The 2,490-nt window shown below is 39.2% G+C and carries 1 protein-coding gene and 1 pseudogene; one reads left to right on the plus strand and one right to left on the minus strand.

Annotated features, from left to right (window positions below; translation table 11 throughout):
- A pseudogene (locus tag ACJMLO_RS02215) lies at positions 1–1,311 on the plus strand (hypothetical protein); the annotation flags it as partial.
- A 151-nt stretch (positions 1,312–1,462) separates the two neighbouring features.
- On the opposite strand, the gene glf reads toward ACJMLO_RS02215, so the two are convergent.
- Positions 1,463–2,490, minus strand: a 1,028-nt coding sequence (glf, locus tag ACJMLO_RS02220; RefSeq protein WP_405293494.1) for a UDP-galactopyranose mutase, incomplete at its 5' end; no start/stop codon positions are given.

The following is a 2,490-nucleotide window of genomic DNA, read 5'->3' on the forward strand; positions in this document are numbered from 1 at the left end:
ATATACATTTCCGGAAGGTCAACCCAGCTGCATGTCTCTCCACTGGTCAAGTATTATCTAAACGGCACCCAGTTCCATGCAAGACTAGTTGATGCTCTATCACATCCTGTCTGCGGCAAAATCGTTTCCGTAATTCTTCAAAATACCACCTACAACTGCACAACAGATGAAAACGGATGGATTACCTTGAATATTGACCTGCTTCCGGGAAGATATGATGTTGAATGCCAGTATTATGGAGACTTTGAGATGGAAAATTCATTCAACAGGACACGGATAATAGTCTTGCCTACCGTATCGGGCAGCGATGAGGTGAAATGGTATGGCGATTCTCCATATCTGACAATATCATTTGTAGACGGACAGGGAAATCCTATCAACAATACTCCTTTCATCATAGGCATTGACGGCAAAAATTATTATGCCCTCACCAATGATGATGGGAAATTCCTCTTTGATTTGAATTTGAATCCGGGCAATCATTTTATTTCTGTTATTAATCCTTATGACGGCTTTTATGCAAGCTATGACCTTGCTGTACTTTCAACAGTTTTTGCCGACGATCTTGTAAAGGTCATCAACAGCGATTCCTATTACAGCGTTTCATTTTTCGACACTAACGGCACTTCTTTGGCCAATCGGGATGTGGACATCATCATTAACGGATACAGATATGTATACAGAACCGATGAGAGTGGGCTTCTGATTTTGCCTTTGAACTTAAGGCCCGGAAAATATTTGGTTACTGCCATAAATCCTGCAACTGGCCAGTATGTTGAAAACAATGTTGAAATATTGCCTTCAATTTGTGAAAATGATGATGTTGTCATGTATTTCAGAAGTGGCCAAACCTATAAGGTTCGCATAATAGGCAATGACGGAAAGGCGGTTGGAATGGATGAATCTGTTGCTTTTAAAGTCAATGGTAAATCTTATAATGTTAAAACCAATGCAAAAGGTTATGCAGTATTTAAAATCAAATTGAAGCCGGGAAGTTATGTCATCACTGCAAGCTATAACGGATATTCCGTTGCAAATAAGATTACTGTAAAGCCGGTTTTAACGGCAAAAGACATTTCAAGGAAAAAATCCAAAGTCATCAGGTTTAAGGCAAAACTTGTAAGCGGTGCTGGTAAGGCATTGAAAGGCAAGAAAATAACTTTCAAAGTAAAAGGAAAGAAATATGTTGCCAAAACCAATAAAAAAGGATTTGCAACAATCAAAATTAAAAATTTGGATGTGGGCAAATATAAAATCAAAACAAACTATGCTAAATCCAAAATAACAAATTGGATTGTCATCAAAAAATAGGTCTTCCAATTCATTCATTATTTTAATATTTATGATTAATTAAAATAGGTTCAATTCAATCTGACCATATTTAATTAATCAAAATTTCATTTATTTTAATCGTCTCAATAATTTTACATTATTTTAACTAAGGAATATATATTCAGTCAGATTATTTCAATTCTTTGACCAGTTTCAGTGCCTCGTCAATGACCTGCCACATGTCAAAGTACTGATACATTCCAAGTCTTCCGCCGAAGATAACGTTTCCTTCACTTTCGGCCAGTTTCTGGTACTTTTCAAACAGTTCTGAGTTCTTATCGTCGTTCATCGGATAATATGCCTCTTCGCCTTTGGACCATGTTTTCGGATACTCACGGGTAATTATTGTTTTCGCTGACTCGGCACCGTCAAAGTGCTTGTGCTCGATTATACGTGTGAATGGAGTTTCGGCATCGGTATAGTTGATCACGGCATTTCCCTGATAGTTTTCCATATCCATGGTTTCAAACTCAAAGTTAAGGCCCCTGTATTCAAGCTCTCCGTAGCAGTAGTCGAAGTACTGGTCTATCATTCCGGTAAATATGATCTTGTCGGCAGCATTGAGCCATTTGTCTTTGTCATCGAAAAAGTCGGTGTTGAGCTTTACCTCAACGCCTTCAAGCATTTTTTCTATGATTTTTGTATATCCTCCAATCGGAATTCCCTGATAGAGGTCATTGAAGTAGTTGTTGTCAAAGGTGTATCTTACAGGCAGCCTTTTGATGATGAATGCCGGAAGGTCCCTGCACTGCCTCCCCCACTGCTTTTCTGTGTATCCCTTGATTAGCTTTTCATAGATGTCCTTTCCAATCAGTGATATTGCCTGTTCCTCAAGGTTTTGGGGGTTTTCTATTTTGAATTCCGCCTTCTGCTCCTCGATTTTGGCCCTTGCCTCGTCAGGTGTTTTGACGCCCCACATCTGATAGAATGTGTTCATGTTGAATGGCAGGTTGTAGAGCTCTCCCTTGTAGTTGGCAACAGGGGAGTTTGTGTAGCGGTTGAAGTCTGCAAACTGGTTTATGTATTCCCAGACTTCCCTGTTGTTTGTGTGGAATATGTGTGCGCCATATTTGTGAACGTTAATGTTTTCTGTCTTTTCAGTATAGACGTTGCCTCCAATGTGGTCACGTCTTTCAATAACAAGACATTTCTTGCCGG

The organism is Methanobrevibacter sp. (assembly GCF_045120835.1).
Lineage (GTDB): Archaea > Methanobacteriota > Methanobacteria > Methanobacteriales > Methanobacteriaceae > Methanocatella.